This is a genomic window from Hymenobacter sp. AT01-02 (genome assembly GCF_000961955.2).
GTDB lineage: Bacteria > Bacteroidota > Bacteroidia > Cytophagales > Hymenobacteraceae > Hymenobacter > Hymenobacter mucosus.
This window is the reverse complement of sequence record NZ_JZIR02000187.1, coordinates 1-1,614: the sequence shown is the minus strand read 5'-3', so window position 1 is coordinate 1,614 and position 1,614 is coordinate 1. Positions and strand designations below refer to the sequence as shown.

2 protein-coding genes are annotated in these 1,614 nt (G+C 55.3%); one reads left to right on the top strand and one right to left on the bottom strand.

Annotated features, from left to right (window positions below; all coding sequences use genetic code 11):
- The coding region (locus tag VI25_RS22155; protein WP_152981774.1) for a PAS domain-containing protein at positions 1 to 489 on the bottom strand (489 nt) is incomplete at its 3' end.
- A 636-nt stretch (positions 490 to 1,125) separates the two neighbouring features.
- Here VI25_RS22155 and VI25_RS24450 point away from each other — a divergent pair.
- Positions 1,126 to 1,614: siderophore-interacting protein (locus VI25_RS24450; RefSeq protein WP_161807023.1), on the top strand; the 489-nt coding region annotated here is incomplete at its 3' end.

Below are 1,614 nucleotides of genomic sequence, written 5' to 3'. Positions count from 1 at the left end.
GGCGCCTGGTTGGCGCGCGGTAATATCGCGACCCATAATCAAGCGTTCCGAGCCTTCTGATTCCAGTACTAGGTAGTCAAGTTCAATTACTCGACCGTCGGCTAAGGCAAACTCCTGGCAGAGGACTGTTTGCCCTGCTCCGTGAACCGTTTGCAGCCACGTGTGAAAAGTAGCTGGGGTATGAAAGGCCGCCGCAATCCAGTTGATTTCTGCTACCGAAGGCTGGGAGCTGAGAGCGGATAGGCGCTCCGCAGAAAGGCCCAGTAAGGTGCAGAAAGCTACGTTGAGAGCTTGAGTTTGACCGTCCGTGTCAATCAGCCATCCTCCTGTGGGCAGCTGTTGCAGGAAGGCTACCGCGAGGGGACGATTAGCGGAATGTGCTGCCTGCTGCAAGGCAGTAATCTGAACTTGGGCGGCAGCCAGGGCGAGCTGGCACTGCGCCAGTTGATCCGCTAGACTAGCCGTTCCATCTAAGGGGGAAGAGGACATATTAGCAGAGAGAATAGGTATTCGTAAGCAAAGTAGAAGATAACGAAGGAGTGCTGCCCTGCGCAACAGGTGCCGGGCAGAACTGTCGGTAGTATTTCAGTAACACGTACGGAATAACTAGGCAAAGTACACTTTTTCGGAAGGGGGTACTTACACCCACCTGCTTGCATCTTTGCGTACTGCTTTAGCTGCTGATAAGTTTGCTGCTGACAATCAAAAACTTAGTATTCGTGTAATGCTCCTGGCTTGGCATAGAGGCCGATAAACGTTGCCGATTCTGTTTGCGCTACTTTATCTCAAGGCCACACGGCCGGGGTGAGCGGGCGTTTGAACATGTGCCGCTCAGTAAGCTGTTCAATAGCAAAGTGAATCTGTTGCCCGCTGAATTTTGCGCGTCTTATGTAATCCGGAGGGTTTCGGCCTATAGCGTAATTAGCAGTTTGGGTTCACTTTTAGAACGTCTGCAATTACCCGTGTTCCTACGGTGCTGGTAGCGTACGGCTAGTCTTTGATTTGTCTGCTTTATTGGCGCCTGACTCAGCATTTTCTGCTGGAAATGCTGAGTCAGGCGCTACCCGTTGCGGTGCCGTAAGGTATTTACTAGCCGGGTGCGACTACCTGAGTAAATCTTACCTTATGAGTCTTCTGACTTCTTTAGCGCGGCAGGTCACCCAACACGTTACCGTGGCCCGCGTCGAGCGCATTGCTTCCTATGCCTACCGCATTACCCTCACGGGTCCGACTCTCGCCGGTTGGACCTACACGCCCGGCCAAACGCTGAACGTCTTTTTCGGGCTAGGTGCCACTGGCGCGGCGGCAAGCCTGCACAAGCGCACGTATTCGGTGTGGGGGTACGACGCTGACCGCCTGGAGTTGGAGCTAGCCATCTGCACATTCTCGGATGGTCCTGGTGCGCGCTGGGCGGCGCAGTGCCGGCCCGGCGACGTGGTCCATTTCTACGGCCCGGGCGGCAAGTTCCTGCTGAATCCAACCGCCCCCGCGCATGTGTTCCTGGGCGACGTTTCCTGCCTTTCTCACTTTTTATGCGCTGCGAAGGCAAGTGCCGCCTACCCGTGCCCGTGCTCAGCGTCATCCACGCCCATCACCACGACGAGGTACTTTACG